The organism is Rhodococcus sp. CX (assembly GCF_015865005.1).
Classification (GTDB): domain Bacteria; phylum Actinomycetota; class Actinomycetes; order Mycobacteriales; family Mycobacteriaceae; genus Rhodococcus.
In genome coordinates, this window is the sequence record NZ_JADZGH010000017.1 from 1 (window position 1) to 2,994 (window position 2,994).

Consider the following 2,994-nt stretch of genomic DNA (forward strand, 5'->3'; position numbering starts at 1 on the left):
GGCGCGGTCGGGGCACTGCTGGTGACGGCGCTGCGCGCGGACGGCGCCGAGGTGCTCATCCTCGATCCGACCCCGCCACCGGACGACGACACCGCGCTGGCCACGGACATCACCGCCCCCATCGCCCGCGCCGCCACCGCGCTGCGCGCGGCCTCCACCGTGGTGCTGGCCGTCCCCGAACCGGTGGCGCTCGCGGCGATCCCGGTCCTGGGCGGGTTGCTCGCCCCGGGCACGTTGCTCGTCGAAACCCTGTCGGTGAAATCCACGGTGCCCGCCGTGCTGCACACCCACGCCCCGCAGGTGCAGGCGGTCGGCATCAACCCGATGTTCGCGCCGTCGCTCGAACCGGCGGGCCGGCCGGTCGTGGCCGTCGCGCACCAGCGCGGACCGGCGGTGACCGGGTTCCTCGCCGATCTCACCCGCTGGGGCGCGCACGTGGTGGAACTGTCCGCCGACGAACACGACCGGGTCACCGCCGCCACCCAGGCCCTCACCCACGCCGCGATCCTCGCGTTCGGCCTGGCCCTGGATCGGCTGCGGGTCCCCGACATCGCCGCCGCGACCGCGCCGCCGCCGCACGTGCTGATGCGCTCGTTGCTCGCCCGCGTGTCCACCGGCGTGCCGGAGGTGTACCGGGACGTGCAGACCGGCAACCCCTACGCCGACGCGGCCCGGCGGGCGCTGCGGGCCGGGCTCGACGAACTCGACGCGGCCGTCGACACCGACCCGGCCGGGTTCGCGGACCTCATGGAACACGCGCGGCGGCCCCTCGGCGACCGACTCGAGCGGTACCGTGAAACCTGCGCGCAGATCTTCGCCGACCTACCACAGACGACGGACCGTCCGCCGCCCGGGGAGACAGGGGTGCCGTGATGGCTGAACCCGACATCACCTCGCTACGCGCTCAACTGCGCCCACCGTCGTTGCCCCGGCACGACCCCACCGAGCCCGTCGAGAGCAGCGTGATCCGGGCCCTGACCCGGTCCTGGGGCATCCGGGCCACCGTCAAGAAACGCGAACCCGACCTCGACGACCTGTTCGATCCGGACCGCCTCGATTTCCCCGAGGTGCTGATCCCGTTCCACACCCATCGGCGGTACCGCGAGCTCGACGAGCGGCGTCGTGCCCGGCTGCGCGCCTGGGCCTGGATCGCCTACAACAAGAACGTCGTCGACATCGAGCAGTACGTCGTGAATCCCGGATTCGCCTCCGTCACCGGCGACGCCCTGGGCATCGGACCGCACGACACCCTCGTGCTCGGGGTGATGCAGGCGATGGTCGACGAGCAGTACCACACGCTGATGCACCACAACGCGAGCGCGCTGACCCGGCGGCGGCGGGGATGGATGCTGCCGGAGTCGGTGCTGCCCCCGTCCCGGACCGTGCGCGCGCACCGGGACGCGGTCGCCCGCGCCGGTTCCCCCCGCGCCGAGGCGCTGGTGCGTCTCGCGTTCACCACCGTCGCGGAAACCTCGATCAGCGCCTACCTCGGGCTGCTCACCGAGGACGACGCGCTGCAACCGGTCAACCGGGCTACAGTGGCCCTGCACCGACGGGACGAACTGTGTCACTCGTCGCTGGCTGCGGAACTGCTCAAGATCGTCTTCGCCGAACTGGGGCGGACCGATCGGCGCGTGCTGCTCGACGCGCTGGCCGACGGCATCGTCGCGTTCACCGGCGGTGACGCCGCGACCTGGGCGGCGATCGTCGAGCACGAACGCATCCCCGGCGGCAAGGAACTGATCGCCGAAGCCGTCGCCGCCGCCGAGTCGGGGCGGGTGGTCCAGGACTGCAGCGCGATCCGGTCGCTGTGCACGGAACTCGGTGTCGCGGAGGAGCTGCACATCGACTGGTGATCTTCCGGACGGGTGTCCGCCGGCGCCGGCCGGGCGTACGGACAGTCGCTCGACCGGCGCCGGCGGGTGACCGTCAGGCGCGGCCGACGAGTCCGCGCAGCTTGCCCCACCGGTTGCGCAGACCCCACACGGTGACCTTGAGCAGCGCCTCCTGCACGATGTTGCCGCTCATCTTCGAGTCGCCGATGACGCGTTCGGTGAAGGTGATCGGCACCTCGGCGACGGTGAACCCGGCCTGCAGGGTGCGCCAGGCGAGGTCGACCTGGAAGCAGTAGCCGTGCGATTCGATCGCGTCCAGATCGAGGGTCTCGAGCACCTCGCGCCGGTAGGCGCGGTAGCCGCCGGTGATGTCGGCGATCTTCACTCCGAGGGCGAGCCGCGAGTAGAGGTTGCCGCCGCGGGAGAGCACCTCGCGGTGCCACGGCCAGTTCACGACGGTGCCGCCGGGCACGTACCGGGAGCCGAGGACCAGATCGGCGCCGGCGTCGACCTTTTCGAGCAGCAGGTGCAGCTGTTCCGGGGCGTGGCTGCCGTCGGCGTCCATCTCCACCAGCACCGTGTAGTCCCGTTCGAGACCCCACCGGAAGCCGGCGATGTAGGCGGCGCCGAGACCGTTCTTCTCGGTGCGGTGCAGCACGTGGATGCGGCCCTCGCTCGCGGCGGCCAGCTCGTCGGCGACCGCGCCGGTGCCGTCCGGGCTGCCGTCGTCGGCGATGAGCACGTGCACGTCCGGCAGCGCCGCATGCAGCCGGCCGACGATCAGGCGGATGTTCTCCCGCTCGTTGTACGTCGGAATGATGACCAGGGTCCGTGCGCTCGGCGCGCTGTGATCCCCGGCCGGCGTCGCCGCTGCCATCAATGGTCCTCCCTGTCGAAACCGGCCTGGGCCGGTGATCCTGCGGTGCCGGCGTCGGCCGGCTCGGTGCCGTGTCCGGGCTGTGGACGCGACCCCGCGGTGTTGTGTCGCCGGGCCCGCACGAGGGCGGCACCGGCGGCGGCGACGGCTCCGACGCACAGAACGAGTTCCGGGATCGGGCCGAGCCGACTAGCCAGCGTAGTCGTCGTGCGCAGCGGCACTTGCGCCACCAACACCGCGGGCTCGAACAACGGGGTCTGTTCCAGGACCGATCCGTCGGCG

At 72.1% G+C, this 2,994-nt stretch carries 3 protein-coding genes and 1 pseudogene; 2 read left to right on the forward strand and 2 right to left on the reverse strand.

Translation table 11 applies throughout. From position 1 onward, the window contains the following. Positions 1 to 873 (forward strand): prephenate dehydrogenase dimerization domain-containing protein (locus I0Q12_RS01405; RefSeq protein WP_197250257.1); only part of this gene is annotated, 873 nt, incomplete at its 5' end. Continuing rightward, positions 873 to 1,856, forward strand: coding sequence for a diiron oxygenase (locus tag I0Q12_RS01410; protein WP_197250258.1), 984 nt, complete (start codon positions 873 to 875; stop codon positions 1,854 to 1,856). The genes I0Q12_RS01405 and I0Q12_RS01410, both read left to right, overlap by 1 nt. Positions 1,857 to 1,929: 73 nt before the next feature. Here I0Q12_RS01410 and I0Q12_RS01415 read toward each other — a convergent pair whose 3' ends face one another. Together I0Q12_RS01415 and I0Q12_RS31665 are read right to left on the reverse strand one after the other, a co-directional pair. Beyond that, complete coding sequence (locus I0Q12_RS01415) at positions 1,930 to 2,712, reverse strand: polyprenol monophosphomannose synthase (RefSeq protein ID WP_197250259.1); 783 nt, start codon at positions 2,710 to 2,712, stop codon at positions 1,930 to 1,932. Further along, positions 2,712 to 2,994, reverse strand: a pseudogene (locus tag I0Q12_RS31665) (apolipoprotein N-acyltransferase); the annotation flags it as partial. The gene I0Q12_RS01415 and the pseudogene I0Q12_RS31665, both read right to left, overlap by 1 nt.

Excerpts from the sequence above, each read along its gene's own strand:
- I0Q12_RS01410 (WP_197250258.1), top strand. The coding sequence starts at position 873 with ATGGCTGAACCCGACATCACCTCGCTACGCGCTCAACTGCGCCCACCG.
- I0Q12_RS01415 (WP_197250259.1), bottom strand. The coding sequence starts at position 2,712 with ATGGCAGCGGCGACGCCGGCCGGGGATCACAGCGCGCCGAGCGCACGG.